The organism is Aquabacterium humicola, from assembly GCF_030167915.1.
GTDB lineage: Bacteria > Pseudomonadota > Gammaproteobacteria > Burkholderiales > Burkholderiaceae_C > Pseudaquabacterium > Pseudaquabacterium humicola.
The window spans coordinates 664,068-678,223 of record NZ_JARGNB010000001.1; the positions used below are offsets into that span (position 1 = coordinate 664,068).

Genomic DNA, 14,156 nt, shown 5'->3' on the forward strand with positions numbered 1-14,156 from the left:
GGGAATGGCCCCCGGAAGCGAAGGCCTGCGTGGCAGTCTACGAATACCCCCTAGAACAACGGGTTAGCTTTCGTATCGGAATGCTTGTTTCAATCGCTCGCAGTGCAGCAATGTTCAGACGCGAACTTTCCAGGGGAGCGTGCAGCGCGGCGGGCGGGTTCCGGGGCCGGGTGGGCCGGGTCATCCCTGACCACCCGGATGAGGGGGGCGAGCCTTCGTATCGCTGGCTCCGCCGATCGTCTGGCGCGCGCCTGGCGGACCGTCGGCGGCAGCGCGCCGGGCACACGGCGATACTCGACGCATGAACCTGCTGATCATCGGCGGCACGCAGTTCGTCGGCCGCCATCTCGTCGAAGCGGCCTGCCGGCGCGGCGACCGCGTCACCGTCTTCAACCGCGGCCGCACGGCCGACGAACTGCCGCCGCAGGTCGAACGCCGCCGCGGCGACCGGCGCGCCGACCTGTCGGCACTGGCCGAAGGCGAGTGGGACGCGGTGATCGACTGCTGCGGCTACCTGCCGTCGGAGGTCGGGGACCTGGCGGACGCGCTGGCCGGTCGTTTTGGCTGTTATGCCTTCATCTCCAGTGTGTCGGCCTACGCCAGCACGCGCACGCCCAACGACGAGGACGCCCCGCTCGGCACGCTGGACGATCCCCACACCGAGGTGGTCGACGGCCGCACCTACGGGCCGCTGAAGGCCTTGTGCGAGGCGGCGCTCGCGCGGCGCGTGCCGGCGGCGCAGCGGCTGGTGATCCGGCCCGGCCTCGTCGTCGGGCCGCACGACCCCACGCAGCGCTTCACCTGGTGGCCGGCGCGGCTGGCGCGGGCGGCGGAGGACGGGCAGCCGGTCCTGGCGCCGGGCGATCCGCAGCGGCCGCTGCAGTTCGTCGATGCGCGCGATCTGGCCGACTTCGTGCTGCTGGCGCTCGACCGCGGCATACGCGGCGCGTTCAACGTGATCTCGCCACCGGCCTTCACGACGATGGGTGGCCTGCTCGCCGCCTGCGCGCAGGCGGCCGGTGCGCCGGCGGCGAAGCTGCAGTGGATCGACGAACACACGCTGCTGCGTGCCGATGCCAAGCCCTGGACCGACCTGCCGCTGTGGCTGCCGGCCGAGGGCGAGTACGCCGCCTTCATGGACGTGCCGACCGACCGGGCCCAGGCCGCCGGCCTGCGCATCCGGCCGCTCGCCGAGACGGTGGCCGATACGCTCGCCTGGTGGCGCAGCCTGCCGCCGGAGCGCCAGGCCTTCACGAAGGCCGGCCTGCCGCCGTCGCGCGAGGCGGTGCTGCTGGCGCTGGCGCGCGACTAGACGCCCGGCGCTCAGGGCCTCGTGCGGCCGATGCCGGTGTAGAGCTCGCCGATCGGCACCACGCGGCCGTGCAGCGGCAGGATGCGCTCGACCTGCAGGCCCAGGCGCTCGATGTTCTGCACCAGGTTCACGTGGTTGCCGTTCGGCACCGCCGGCGGCGCCGTGTTCGGCGCAGCCGGCGTGTACGCGTCGGCCTCGACCAGCAGTTTCTCCTTCGGCAGGTAGACCATCAGGAAGCCCTGCGCGTGCACGCTGCCGGTGATCTCGTGCACTTCGAAGCGCCGCTCGCCGTCGACGAACTCGCGCCTGCTCTGCACGCCGAAGACCTCCGGCGCGCGCACCGCGCCGGCCGCGGGCCGCACGCGCGAGCCCTGCGCCAGCACGCGCTCGAAGTAGGGCTTCGCCTGCTGGCTGGTCACCAGCGAAGCGCCTGCGGCCACCGCCGCGCGCAGGCCGCCGGCGTGGTCGAAGTGATGGTGCGAGTTGATGACGGTGCGGATCGGCTTGCCCGGCAGCAGCTTCTTCACCTCGGCGAACACCGCCGCGGTGCGGCCCTCGTACAGCGGGGCTTCGACCAGCACGACGTGGTTGCTCATCTCGATCGCCACGCTGTTGTGCGAGCCGCCGAAGAGGAACCAGACGCCCGGCGCGACCTGCTCCGAGAGCACGCGTTCGGCGGTGGTGCTGCGCACGTTGTCGGGCAGCACGATGTCGGCGGGCGCGTTGGGCTGCACCTGCAGCACTTGCAGGGCGAAGATCGGCCGGCCGTCCTGCGTCTGGCGGATCTGCATCGGGAAGTGAATCGGTCCGAAGGCGCGGTAGTCGCTGTAGTGCGTCGTGAACTCGGCGTCGCCGAGTACCGGATGCGGCATGCGCGAATCGATGCGGGTGATGCGCCCCTGCGCATCGACCCACGCGGTGGCCTCCATGCGGCCGGGCACGCGCCAGCTGAAGGTCGAATGGCTCACGCCGCCCTCGCTGCGCGTGCCGGTGCTCGCGCCATGCTGCTGCGCCGACTTGATGGCGCCATGCGGCGTCGTCCACAGCGCGTGCACGCGGTCGTCGACGCTCACCAGCGACGGCGTGGCGGTCGCGCCGGCCAGCGTCCAGGCCTGTTCGCCGAGCGAAAACGCGCTGGCGCGCTGTTCGCCCTCGCCCATCAGCGGCAGCGCGCCGCCACCGGTGGGTTCGGCCCGGCTGCGCGCGAAGTCCTCGCGCATCGCTGCTCGGCCGTAGTCGATCGTCCGGGTGAAGCTGGCGTAGTTCAGCGCCGGCCAGTCGTTGCCGGGCTGATAGGCCTGGCCGAAGGTGGCGCCGGTGCCGCGCGCGCTGTAGTGCAGCGTCTGCAGGCTGCTGGCGCCCAGCGCCTGGTCGGCCTGGCGCAGCAGGGCCTGCGGGTCGGGGGTGGTGCTGGCGCAACCGGCGAGCACCGCGGCCGTGGTGATCGATGCGGCGACGGGGCGGACGATGCGAGCGGCCATGGGCGGTCTCCTGTCGGCGAGTCGCGAAGGCTCGCACCGCGCCGGCGCCGGCGCAACCGGGATCGCGCCGCGGGCGGCTTTGCATCGCAACCGGTTGTCAGGCCGGCGGCCTTTCCGCAACCTCGGGTTGCGCTTCGACGCGCCGGGCTCCGAGAGCGGACCGATCAGCGGTGGGCAGCGACGACGAATTCGACGGCCGCGGCGACCACGCGGGCATCGCCGAGGATCCGGCGGTGACCCAGGCCCTCGACCCGCAGGTGGCGCGCGCCCGGCCACGCGGCGGCCGACGCTTCGCTGTCGGCGATCGCGACGATGCGGTCGTCGGCCGAGTGGATGAAGAGGGCCGGCTGCGTGAAGTGCCGCGCGCGCACCGGCAACGAGACCTCGTGCACGTCGATGCCCAGGCGTTCGCGCAGCAGCGCCAGCATCTGCGCCGTGCCGTCGGCATCGAGGCCGGCGAAGGCCGCGACCTGCCGGGCATAGGCCGCATAGTGAGCGGGGGCGCCGATCAGCACGTTGCGGTCCACGTGAAGGCCGCGGTGCAGCGCTTCGCCGAGCACCGCCGAGCCGACCGAGTGCGCGATCACCGCGTGCAGCGGGCCCAGCGCCTCGCCGACCGCGTGCAGCGCACGCGCCGACTCGGGGATCGAGGTCTGCCTGCCCGCCGACGCGCCGTGCGCGGGCAGGTCCATCGCGATCACCTCGAAGCCCGCCTCGAGCAGCGGCGGCGCGAAGGCCGCGAGGTCCGACGCCTGGCCCTCCCAGCCGTGCAGCAGCAGCACGCGCGGCCCCTGGCCGGTACTACGCAGCGCGACGCGGCCGGCGGGTGTGTCGACGGACAGCGCGGTCGGGTTCGGCAGGAACTCGGGCGCCGGCGCGGGCAGCCGCGGGGTCAGGAAGAAGTCGACGACCTGCGCCGGCGGCGGGCGGTCGAGCTCGGTGGGGGCGAGGGTGTCGCTCATCGGGATCTCCAGTGAATGATGATCGTCATATTTCTGCACGAGCCGACGGGCAGGCGGGGCAGGGTGACAGGGGGTCAGCCGCGGCGGACGCCGAGCTGCGCCAGCGCCGCGTGGCGCATCGCGTCGGACAGCCTCGGATCGTCGACCGCCCGGGCGATGGTCAGTGCGCCCACCATCGTCGCCAGCGTGGCCAGCGCCTGCTGGTGGGCCTCCGGCGTGCCCCAGCCGGGCTGCAGCCGGCCGATCAGGTCGACCAGTTCCTTGATGCGACGGGTCGCCGCGCGGCGCACCTCCGGCGCCTGGCGGGCCATCTCGGAACCGAGCGCGACGACCGGGCAACCGGTCTCGGCCTGCGCGACATGTTCCCTCGACAGGTAGGCCTTCAGCAGCGTCGCCAGCGCGGCGTCGGCCGGCGCCTCGGCGGCGATGCGGGCCAGCGCCTCGACACCGTCGGCACCGGCGCGGTCGGCCGCTTCGGCGAGCAGCGCATCGCGCGACGCGAAGTGCGCATAGAAGCCGCCGTGCGTCAGCCCGGCCTGCTTCATGATGTCGGCGACGCCGGTGCCGTCATAGCCGCTGCGGCGGATGGCGCGGGCGGCGACCTCGACGATGCGCTCGTGGGTGGCTTCCTTGCGGGTGGGCGCGGGGCGGTTCATGGCGGGATGATGCGGCTTCTATATGACGTGCATCATATTCGTGGGCGATGCCCGTGCCAAGCACGGGGTCTCGCGGCGCTTTGATGCGCCTCGGGGCGCTCAGCGCTGCGCGGTCAGCGTGTCGGCCACCAGCCGGGCCAGCGCCGCGCCCTGGGCATCGATCGCGCGTTCGTGCGCGGCGCCGTAGCCGAGCACCAGCCCGCGGCAGCGGTCCAGCGCGCTGAAGTGCGACAGCGCCTGCGCGACGATGCCCTGTGCCGCGGCCTGGGCGCCGAGCGCGCGATCGTCGATGGCCATCGGCAGCGGCACCGACAGGTGCATGCCGGTGGTCGTGCCGAGCAGCGGTGCGGCCTCGCCGAGCTCGCGCTGCCAGACCTGCGCCAGCCGGTCCCGCCGCTCGGCATACACCTGGCGCATGCGGCGGATATGCGCGGCGAACAGGCCCTCGCCGATGAAGGCTGCGAGCGCGCGCTGCTCGGGCTGGCGGCCCTGCAGCAGCAGCCGCGCGCTCGCACCGACGAAAGGTTCGGCGAGCGCCGGCGGCAGCACCAGGTAGCCCAGACGCAGCGCCGGGAACAGCACCTTGCTGAAGGTGCCGACGTAGATCACGCGGTCGGCGGTATCCAGGCCCTGCAGCGAGGGCACCGGCGCCCCGCTCAGCCGGAACTCGCCGTCGTAGTCGTCCTCGACGATCCAGCTGCCGTGCCGGGCGGCCGCGGCCAGCAGCGCGCGGCGGCGGGCGACATCCATCTCGACGCCCAGCGGGAACTGGTGCGACGGTGTCACGTAGACCAGCTGCGGCGGCTCGTGCCAGTCGCTGTCCTGCGGTGCCAGGCCCTGTGCATCGACGGGAATCGGGCACATGCGCAGCCCGGCAGCGGCGAAGGCGCGGCGCGCGCCGGGGTAGCCGGGGTCCTCGACCCAGGCCAGCGCGCCGGGGTCGGCAGCGAAGCGTGCGACCAGGTCGAGGCCCTGCTGCGCGCCGTCGACGATCAGCACTTGCTCGGGCGTGCAGCGCACCTGGCGCGTCAGCTGCACATGCTCGGCGATCAGGCGGCGCAGCTGGGGGTCGCCGCCGCGTCCGGCATAACCCAGGTCGCTGGCGCGCGACCCGCGCCAGACCTGCGCGACCAGGCGCTGCCAATGCCGGTGCGGGAAGTGCTGCAGGTCCGGCACGCAGGGCGCGAACGCGCCGCCCTGCGCGATGCCGGGCTCGCGCAGCACCGCCGCCCCGCGGCGCGACAGCCCGGTGGCGCCGGGGCGCGGCCCGGTGCCGGTCGCGGGAGCCGGCGGCGACATCGGCGCCGCCGCCGGCATCTCGTACGGTGGCACCGGATCGGCGACGAAGCAGCCGGCGCCGGTGCGCGTGTCGAGGTAACCCTGGTCGGCGAGCCGGTTGTAGGCCTCGATGACGGTGTTGCGGCCGAGTTGCAACTCGGCCGCCAGCTGGCGCGATGCCGGCAGGCGCTGGCCGGGCCGCAACCGGCCGTCGGCGATCAGGCGGCGCAGCTGCTCGCCGAGCTGCTGTGCCAGTGTGCCGGTCGCCGCGCGGTCCAGTGCCGCGGCGAGCGCGTCGGCCAGCAGCGGCGGCCGCGAGCGGTTCCGTCGCGGAGCGCGAAGTGGATCTGGGCCGGCGCTCATGCGCTGCCTATGCTGCGCCGATCGTCCATCACCGATCTTCACCTCCGATGACCACGCTGCTTCACCGCCTGGCCGCGCGCACGCTCGCGCCGGCCCTGATGTTCTCGCTGCTGTCGCCGCCCACGGCCATGGCCGCTTCCGCCGACGCCGACCGCGCGGCGGTGGCCGCGATCGACACCGCCTACCAGGCCGCCGTCAAGCGCAACGACCACGCGGCGATGGCGCTGATTCTGGCCGACGACATGGTGTTGATCGGCAGCGCCGGGCAGGTGGTCGGCCGCGAGCAGCTGCTGGCCGAAGCCCGCAAGGGCAGCGTCGTCTACGAGCAGCAGGACGAGCTGCCCGGCACGCAGACCGTGCGGGTGTGGGGCGATACCGCCGTCGTCACCGCGCTGCTGTGGGTCAAGTGCACCTACGCGGGCAAGCCGATCGACCGCAAGCTGTGGTTCAGCGACACCTACGTGCGCGTGCGCGGCCAGTGGCGTTATGTGCTGGGGCAGGTCGGGGCGACGGTGGAGAAGGACGGCGTCGCGCTGCCGTGACGGCCGCGGCGAGTGCCGTCCCGGGCACCGGGCCCGGGGTCAGGGCACGAGCTCGTAGGTCGCCGAGCCGTCGCCGTTGTCCTTCACCAGCCTGATCTGCGGATAACGCGGCAGGTGAGCGATGCCGCCCGCGCCCGACACGAAGCGCAGCTTCACGCCCGGCACCGGCTGGATGCGCCAGTTGTTGTCGGCGCTCGGATCGATGCGGCCGGCGGTCTGCAGGTACTGCACCAAAGCCTCGCGGTTCTCGTCCGGTGCATCGAGCACGATGCTCTTGCCGTCCAGGCCGGGGAAGTTGCCGCCGCCCGAGGCGCGGTAGTTGTTGGTGACGACGATGAAGCGTGCGTCGTCGGCCACCGGCTGGCCGTTGTAGCGCAGGTCGATCACGCGGCGTGCATCGGGCGCGATCAGCTTGCCGTCGCGGTCGTAGCGCGCCGGCTGCGTGACGTCGATGCGGTAGCTGACGCCGTCGAGCGTGTCGAAGTTGTAGGTGCGGAAGTTGTCTTCGATCAGGTCCTGCTCGGCCGGCCCCTTGGGGTCGATGCGCTTGAACTGGCCGGCGGACATCTCGATCCATTCGCGCACGGTGCGGCCGTCGATGCGCACCGCCTTGACGGTGTTCGGATAGATGTAGAGGTCGGCGACGTTGCGCACCGCGAGCGCGCCGGCCGGGATGTCGGTGTAGTAGTTCCAGCCCTGGCGGCCGCCGGCCTTGAACGGCGCGGCGGCCGACAGCAACGGCAGCCCCTCGTGCTCGGTGCCCTGCAGCGCGCGCTTGGCGTAGGCCAGCTGCGCCTGCGAGACGATCTGCACCGACGGGTCGTCGGCTACCTGCGCGAAATAACTGATGATCGGTGCGGCCGTCTGCGCGACCGCGCCGCGCACGTAGGCCAGCGTGCCGGCGTGTTCGGCCTCGATCAGCTGCGCGACCTGCGGATCGGCATCGACCAGCGGCTTGCGCGTCGCGCGGTCGGTGATCGGGCGGATCTCGGCGCGGCTGTCGACCACCTTCCAGGCGCCCGACGCGTTGTCCAGTGTCAGGTCGATCACGCCGAGATGGTCGCCCCAGCGGCCGGGCATCACCGCCGGCACGCCATTGATCGTGCCCTTCGCGAGGTTTACCTTCGGATGGCCGGCAAAGAAGCGGCCCGGGAACTCGCCGTGCGAGTGGCCGAAGAGGATCGCATCGACGCCCGGCACCTCGGCGAGCCGGGCGACCGAGTTCTCGGCGAACAGCACCGTCTCGCCCTTCTCGAAGCCGGAGTGCGGGATCGCGATCACGATCTGCGCGCCCTGGGACTTCATCTCCGGCACGAAGCGGCGCGCCGATTCGACGATGTCGCGCACCGTGACCTTGCCGGTCAGGTTCTTCTGGTCCCAGGTCATGATCTGCGGCGGCACGAAACCGATGACGCCGATCTTCAGCGGGTGCTTCACGCCGGCCTCGTCGGTGAAGGTGCGCTCGAGGATCACGTAGGGCGTGAAGGCCTGCTTGTCGTTGGCCGGGTCGTTGTCGCCGTCGGCGAGGTAGACGTTCGAGTTGACATACGGGAAGGCCGCGCCGGCGATCGCCTGGCGCAGGAAGGGCAGGCCGTAGTTGAACTCGTGGTTGCCGATGTTCGCGGCGTCGACGCCGATGGTGTTGAGCACCTTGTAGGCCGGGTGCACCTGCCCGGCGGCGAGCGGCTTGACCTTTGCGACGTAGTCGCCGAGCGGGCTGCCCTGGATCAGGTCGCCGTTGTCGAACAGCAGCGCGTTCTTCGCTTCGGCGCGCGCGGCCTTGATCAGCGTGACGGTGCGGGCCAGGCCGTATTCGGTCGTCGCCTTGTCCTGGTAGTAGTCCCAGGACAGCAGGTTCATGTGCAGGTCGGTGGTCTCGAGGATGCGCAGCTTCAGCTCGGCGGCCGACAGGCCGCTGGTGAGCATCGTCAGCAACGCGGCGGCCGCGACCGCGGGGCGGCGCCAGTGCAGGGTGGTGTGCATGGCGGCGGTTATACCCGCGGTCGCGTGGTGCTCCGGCCGGGGGCGACCCGCATGCGGCGGCCGGCCGCCGGCTGCAGCGGTGTCAGCGCCGCCGGTGGGGTGGGCGCGTCGCCGATCGCCTTGACGATGTGCTCGACGAAGCGGGCCAGCTTCGGCAGCGGCCGGCGGTCCGGCGGGTAGATCAGGTGCACCGGCCGCGGCGGCGGCAGGCAGTCCTGCAGCACCGGCATCAGCAGGCCGCGGGCGAGGTCGTCGGCCAGCAGCACCTGCGGCTGCATCACCAGGCCCAGGCCGGCCAGCGCCGCCCGGCGCAGGCCGTCGCCGTGGTTGCAGACGAAGCGCGCGTTGGCCGGCCACTGCATCCCTTCGCCGCCGTCGTTCAGCGTCCACTCGACACGGCGCTGCCACACCGAGTGGCTGAGGCAGACGTGGCGTTCCAGCTCGGCCGGCCGCTTCGGCTTGCCGTGCTTGCGCAGGTAGGCCGGCGCGGCGGCGATCACCATGCGGTAGGGCTGCAGCGGTCGTGCGACGAGGCTTTCGTCGACCACGCGGCCGATGCGGATCGCGCAGTCGAGGCCCTCGCCGGTCAGGTCGGCGACGCTGTCGCTGAGCTGCAGGTCGACACGCACCTCGGCATGCTGCTGCAGGAACTGCGCGACCAGCGGCGCGATCACCTGGCTGCCCAGCGTGACCGGTGCGCTGAGGCGCAACAGGCCCTGCGGCGCGGCCCGGCTGCGTTCGACCGCCGATTCCGCCCAGCGCACCTGCTCGAGCACGCGCTTGCAGTCGTCGACGAAGGCCTGGCCGACCTCGGTCAGGCTCTGCCGCCGCGTGCTGCGCGCGAGCAGGCGCGCGCCCAGGTGCTGCTCGAGCTGGCGGATGTGCTTGCCGACCATCACCGAGGAGATCTCCAGCCGGTCCGCCGCCGCGGCGAAGCTGCCGGCTTCGACGACCGCGACCATCACTTCCATGCTGCGCAGCTTGTCCATGCGGCTTGATTGCGAACCAATGGTTCGGAGTGGTGGAACCAGGCGCTACTTTATTGCAGCGATGGTTCTCAAAACAATGGCGTCCATCGATTCACCACCCACGACGAACCCACCATGAAGAAGATCCTGCTCATCGGCGCCAGCGGCACCATCGGCCAGGCGGTCGCGAAGAACCTCGGCGCACGCCACCAGCTGATCACCGCCGGTCGCAGCAGCGGCGACCACCGCGTCGACCTGACCAGCGACCAGGGCGTCGCCGCGCTGCTGGAGACCGTCGGCAAGGTCGATGCGATCGTGGTCACGGCCGGCAACCTGCACTTCGGGCCGCTCGCCGAGATGACCGCCGCGCAGTTCGACATCGGCCTGCAGGACAAGCTGCTCGGCCAGGTGCGCGTCGCGCTGCAGGGTCAGCGCTGGCTGAACGACGGCGGCTCCATCACGCTGACGTCCGGCGTCCTGTCGGTAGAGCCGATCGCCGCCGGCGCCAACGCCACCGCGGTGAATGCCGCGCTGGAAGGTTTTGCCGCGGCCGCCGCCATCGAGCTGCCGCGCGGCATCCGGATCAACGTCATCAGCCCGACGCTGCTGACCGAATCGCTGGCCACCTACGGCCCCTTCTTCCCCGGCTTCGAGACCGTTCCGGCGGAACGCGTGGCGCTGGCGTACCAGCGCAGCGTGGAAGGCGCGCAGACCGGGAAGGTCTATCGCGTGATGTGAGCGTGCGAGGCGGAGCGGGGATCAGTCCACGCGGTCGCTGCTTCCCGGGGCCGGTCCGGTGAGCCCGAGACTTTCCAGATCGGCCAAGTCCTTCAAGCGTCCGCTCGCCCGCTTGTTCCTAGCGAAATCGTCGAGGCCGATGATCGCGAGCTGGACGCCATCGACGCCGACCTCTTCGCGTCGCGTCCAGCAATCGTCGAACTGCACGCCGTCAATGGCCGTCAGCAGATCGATGCGACGCGGAGGCTGGCCGAGCTGGACGACCGCGTCCGCGCTGAAATCCACCGCCTTCAAGCCGAGTGACTCGAAGCCGAAGCGGTGCAGCACGGTCAGAAGCCGATCGATGTTGTCGGCGGTCGGCCGGATCCAGAAGTCGATGTCGCCGGTGTAGCGCGGGTGCCCGTGCGCAGCCAGCGCGTAGCCCCCGACCACGAGGTACTCAACGCCCTCGGCGTTGAGCAACTCGGCAAACTCTTTGAAGTCGCGGTTCAGCATCGGTGGCCGTTGTCATCGTCGCGGCTTCCCAATCGCGCCGCAGCAACTCCACCGCCGCTATGCGCTCTGCCATCGAGCGCCGCCGCCAATAGGCCAGGTCGGCCGCGGTCTGGCTCGAGAGCGTGCTGCGTTGGATCACTCGTTCCATCGCGCGATTCTCATCCGCCAGCGCTGCCCAGGCAAGAAATGGAAAAGGGCCCGCAGCGCGGGCCCTTCGTCGTCCGGCGCGTCAGCGCGTCGCGCGGTGCGCTCAGACCGCCACGCTCTTCGCCGCTTCCGCGTACTCCTCGATCTTGTCGAAGTTCATGTAGCGGTAGACCTGCGCGGCGTCCTTGTTGATGACGCCCATGTCGACGTGGTACTCCTCGACGGTCGGGATGCGGCCGAGCTTGGAGGCGATCGCCGCGAGCTCCGCCGAGGCCAGGTACACGTTGGTGTTCTTGCCGAGGCGGTTCGGGAAGTTGCGGGTGCTGGTGGAGACGACGGTCGCGCCTTCGCGCACCTGGGCCTGGTTGCCCATGCACAGGCTGCAGCCGGGCATCTCGGTGCGTGCGCCGGCGGTGCCGAAGACGCCGTAGTGGCCTTCCTTGGTCAGCTCGCTGGCGTCCATCTTCGTCGGCGGCGCGACCCACAGCTTCACCGGGATGTCGCGCTTGCCCTCGAGCAGCTTCGACGCCGCGCGGAAGTGGCCGATGTTGGTCATGCAGGAGCCGATGAAGACCTCGTCGATCTTCGCGCCTTGCACCTGGGACAGCAGCTTCGCGTCGTCCGGGTCGTTCGGGCAGCAGAGCACCGGCTCCTTCAGCTGGTTCAGGTCGATCTCGATCACCGCGGCGTATTCGGCGTCGGCATCGGCTTCCAGCAGGTTCGGATTGGCGATCCAGGCCTCGACGGCCTTGATGCGGCGCTCCAGCGTGCGGCGGTCGGCGTAGCCGTCGACGATCATGTTCTTCATCAGCACGACGTTGCTGGTGAGGTACTCGATGATCGGTTCCTTGTTGAGCTTGACCGTGCAGCCGGCGGCAGAGCGTTCGGCCGACGCGTCGCTGAGCTCGAAGGCCTGTTCCACCTTCAGGTCCGGCAGGCCCTCGATCTCGAGGATGCGGCCGGAGAAGATGTTCTTCTTGCCTTGCTTGGCGACGGTCAGCAGGCCCTGCTGGATCGCGGCGTACGGAATCGCGTGCACCAGGTCGCGCAGCGTGATGCCGGGCTGCATCTGGCCCTTGAAGCGCACCAGCACCGATTCGGGCATGTCCAGCGGCATCACGCCGGTGGCCGCGCCGAAGGCGACGAGGCCGGAGCCGGCCGGGAACGAGATGCCGATCGGGAAGCGGGTGTGCGAATCGCCGCCGGTGCCCACGGTGTCGGGCAGCAGCAGGCGGTTCAGCCAGCTGTGGATCACGCCGTCGCCCGGACGCAGCGAGACGCCGCCGCGGCTGGAGATGAAGGTCGGCAGCTCGCGGTGCGTCTTGACGTCGACCGGCTTCGGGTACGCCGCGGTGTGGCAGAAGCTCTGCATCACGAGATCGGCGCTGAAGCCCAGGCAGGCCAGGTCCTTCAGCTCGTCGCGCGTCATCGGGCCGGTGGTGTCCTGGCTGCCGACGGTGGTCATCTTCGGCTCGCAGTAGGTGCCGGGGCGGATGCCCTGCTGCTGGCCGTTGACGGTGGGCAGGCCGCAGGCGCGGCCGACCATCTTCTGCGCGAGCGTGAAGCCCTTGCCGCTGTCCACCGGCGCCTTCGGCAGGCGGAAGGTGGTGGAGGCCGGCAGGCCCAGGAAGTCGCGCGCCTTGGCGGTCAGCGAGCGGCCGATGATCAGGTTGATGCGGCCGCCGGCGCGCACTTCGTCCAGCAGCACGTCGCTCTTGAGCGCGAACTCGGCGACGGTGGCGCCGTTCTTCAGGATCTTGCCGTCGTAGGGCAGCACGTCGATGACGTCGCCCATCTCGAGCTTCGAGACGTCGACCTCGATCGGCAGCGAGCCCGAGTCTTCCTGCGTATTGAAGAAGATCGGCGCGATCTTGCCGCCCAGCGTGACGCCCCCGAAGCGCTTGTTCGGCACGAACGGGATGTCCTGGCCGGTGGCCCAGATCACGCTGTTGGTCGCGCTCTTGCGCGACGAGCCGGTGCCGACGACGTCGCCGACGTAGGCGACGACATGGCCCTTCTTCTTCAGCTCGTCGATGAAGGCCATCGGGCCGCGCTTGCCGTCTTCCTCGGGCTTGAAGGCCGCGCCTTCGCGCGTGTTCTTCAGCATCGCCAGGTAATGCAGCGGGATGTCGGGGCGGCTCCAGGCGTCGGGCGCCGGCGACAGGTCGTCGGTGTTGGTTTCGCCGGGCACCTTGAACACCGTGACGGTGATCGACTTCGGCACCTCGGGGCGCGAGGTGAACCACTCGGCGTCGGCCCAGCTGGCGATGACCTGCTTCGCCTGGCCGTTGCCGGCCTTGGCCTTCTCGGCGACGTCGTGGAAGAAGTCGAACATCAGCAGCGTCTTCTTCAGGCCCGCGGCGGCGACCTCGGCGACTTCGGCATCATCGAGCAGGTCGATCAGCGGCTTGACGTTGTAGCCGCCGACCATCGTGCCGAGCAGCTCGGTGGCCTTGGCGCGGCTGATCAGCGCCACCGCGAGGTCGCCGTGGGCGACGGCCGACAGGAAGCTGGCCTTGACCTTCGCGGCATCGTCGACACCCGGCGGCACGCGGTGCGTCAGCAGGTCGACGAGGAACTCGCCTTCGCCCGCCGGCGGGGCCTTGATCAGCTCGATCAGCTCGGCGGTCTGCTGCGCCGACAGCGGCAGCGGCGGAATGCCGAGCGCGGCGCGTTCGGCGACGTGTTGGCGATAGGCGGTCAGCATCTCGAAGGCTCCTTGAGGGTTTCAGTCCGCTAGTGGGGTTTCAGTCCGCTATTTTATGTCTTATATAAGACTTAGCCAAGGCGAAATCCCGATGGCCGAGCGGAACCGGGCATTTTGGCGCTGCCCGCGGACGCCTGGATGCCCGCGCGCGGCTCGCGAGGCGGCGAAGGGCCGCGCGGACAAAGAAAAAGCCCGCTTCGAGCGGGCTTTCGGGCTTCTTGCGGTGAATCCGCCGATCAGGCGTTGTCGTTCATCCACTTGGCGGCCCAGGCATCCGAGCGCGCTTGCGCTTGCGCGCCGCCGATCATGGTCCAGACGAGACAGCCGGTCGCGAAGACGAGCGGCACAAGGGCGAGAACGGTGCTGATCATGAGTGACAAGAAGGGGTGAAGAAGGGGCGCATCGGATGATGCTGCGGCGCAGCATACCTTGATCAGGGTCAACCCGAGGCAATGACCCGGCACCGCGGCGGAGAACCCGGCGGCCGGGTTGGCCGGCCGCCGGATTTGCGCTAGCGCCCGGCG

At 70.8% G+C, this 14,156-nt stretch carries 12 protein-coding genes; 3 read left to right on the top strand and 9 right to left on the bottom strand.

The window, feature by feature from the left end; all coding sequences use genetic code 11:
• Positions 1-301 precede the first annotated feature (301 nt).
• Complete coding sequence (locus P1K89_RS03055) at positions 302-1,312, top strand: NAD-dependent epimerase/dehydratase family protein (protein WP_284614885.1); 1,011 nt, start codon at positions 302-304, stop codon at positions 1,310-1,312.
• A gap of 11 nt (positions 1,313-1,323) precedes the next feature.
• Here P1K89_RS03055 and P1K89_RS03060 read toward each other — a convergent pair whose 3' ends face one another.
• From P1K89_RS03060 to pdxR, 4 genes are all read right to left on the bottom strand, one after another.
• Positions 1,324-2,793 (bottom strand): MBL fold metallo-hydrolase, encoded by a 1,470-nt coding sequence (locus P1K89_RS03060; protein ID WP_284614886.1) that lies wholly within the window; start codon positions 2,791-2,793, stop codon positions 1,324-1,326.
• Positions 2,794-2,957: 164 nt separating this feature from the next.
• Positions 2,958-3,755 carry an alpha/beta fold hydrolase gene (locus P1K89_RS03065; protein ID WP_284614887.1) on the bottom strand — a complete coding sequence of 266 codons (798 nt, stop codon included), beginning with the start codon at positions 3,753-3,755 and terminating at the stop codon, positions 2,958-2,960.
• A gap of 74 nt (positions 3,756-3,829) precedes the next feature.
• Positions 3,830-4,411 (bottom strand): TetR/AcrR family transcriptional regulator, encoded by a 582-nt coding sequence (locus P1K89_RS03070; RefSeq protein ID WP_284614888.1) that lies wholly within the window; start codon positions 4,409-4,411, stop codon positions 3,830-3,832.
• Between the two features lie 99 nt (positions 4,412-4,510).
• Positions 4,511-6,052 (bottom strand): MocR-like pyridoxine biosynthesis transcription factor PdxR, encoded by a 1,542-nt coding sequence (pdxR, locus tag P1K89_RS03075; RefSeq protein WP_284614889.1) that lies wholly within the window; start codon positions 6,050-6,052, stop codon positions 4,511-4,513.
• A gap of 47 nt (positions 6,053-6,099) precedes the next feature.
• On the opposite strand from pdxR, the gene P1K89_RS03080 reads away from it, so the two are divergent.
• The gene (locus tag P1K89_RS03080; RefSeq protein WP_284614890.1) at positions 6,100-6,594 is read left to right on the top strand and encodes a nuclear transport factor 2 family protein; all 495 of its coding nucleotides are present in this window, start codon (positions 6,100-6,102) and stop codon (positions 6,592-6,594) included.
• Positions 6,595-6,633: 39 nt separating this feature from the next.
• Here the strand turns inward: P1K89_RS03080 and P1K89_RS03085 are convergent, their stop codons facing one another.
• Positions 6,634-8,577 (bottom strand): bifunctional 2',3'-cyclic-nucleotide 2'-phosphodiesterase/3'-nucleotidase, encoded by a 1,944-nt coding sequence (locus P1K89_RS03085; protein WP_284614891.1) that lies wholly within the window; start codon positions 8,575-8,577, stop codon positions 6,634-6,636.
• A gap of 8 nt (positions 8,578-8,585) precedes the next feature.
• On the bottom strand, positions 8,586-9,566 hold the full coding sequence (locus P1K89_RS03090) for a LysR family transcriptional regulator (protein ID WP_284614892.1): 981 nt from the start codon (positions 9,564-9,566) through the stop codon (positions 8,586-8,588).
• A gap of 114 nt (positions 9,567-9,680) precedes the next feature.
• On the opposite strand from P1K89_RS03090, the gene P1K89_RS03095 reads away from it, so the two are divergent.
• Positions 9,681-10,283, top strand: coding sequence for a short chain dehydrogenase (locus P1K89_RS03095; RefSeq protein ID WP_284614893.1), 603 nt, complete (start codon positions 9,681-9,683; stop codon positions 10,281-10,283).
• A gap of 21 nt (positions 10,284-10,304) precedes the next feature.
• Here P1K89_RS03095 and P1K89_RS03100 read toward each other — a convergent pair whose 3' ends face one another.
• From P1K89_RS03100 to P1K89_RS03110, 3 genes are all read right to left on the bottom strand, one after another.
• A complete protein-coding gene (locus P1K89_RS03100; protein WP_284614894.1) occupies positions 10,305-10,778 on the bottom strand; it encodes a nucleotidyltransferase in 474 nt (157 codons plus the stop codon).
• Positions 10,779-11,028: 250 nt separating this feature from the next.
• A complete protein-coding gene (gene acnB / locus P1K89_RS03105) occupies positions 11,029-13,632 on the bottom strand; it encodes a bifunctional aconitate hydratase 2/2-methylisocitrate dehydratase (protein WP_284614895.1) in 2,604 nt (867 codons plus the stop codon).
• 236 nt (positions 13,633-13,868) lie between these two features.
• The gene (locus P1K89_RS03110; protein WP_284614896.1) at positions 13,869-14,003 is read right to left on the bottom strand and encodes a hypothetical protein; all 135 of its coding nucleotides are present in this window, start codon (positions 14,001-14,003) and stop codon (positions 13,869-13,871) included.
• Between the last annotated feature and the right edge of the window lie 153 nt (positions 14,004-14,156).